Origin of the sequence: Nocardia amamiensis, assembly GCF_015477605.1 — a bacterium.
Lineage (GTDB): Bacteria > Actinomycetota > Actinomycetes > Mycobacteriales > Mycobacteriaceae > Nocardia > Nocardia amamiensis_A.
Window position 1 is genome coordinate 1 of record NZ_JADLQX010000388.1, and the last position, 248, is coordinate 248.

1 protein-coding gene is annotated in these 248 nt (G+C 62.5%); it reads left to right on the forward strand.

Features of this window, described 5'->3' with window-relative positions; translation table 11 throughout:
- The coding region (locus tag IU459_RS39230; RefSeq protein WP_228839088.1) for a hypothetical protein at positions 1-200 on the forward strand (200 nt) is incomplete at its 5' end.
- Positions 201-248 lie beyond the last annotated feature (48 nt).

Here is a 248-nt window from a genome sequence, read left to right on the forward strand (position 1 = left end):
CTGACCAGCTGATCGACGCCGCGCAGGACCGGGCATCGGTCCAGGATCCGGGCCAGGTCGGCTCGTTCGGCCTCGGTGCGCTGGTGTGCCGGACGGATGATCCAGCCGGTGACCTGCCGGGGTTTAGCCTGGATCCGTGGATGGGGTGCTGGTCACAGTCGGTGTGTGAGATAGGGAAAATGCCTTTCGACCTGGGATGATCGTGGTTGTCGAGGCCAGGATCATGCAGGAATCGAGAGGCATTTTCA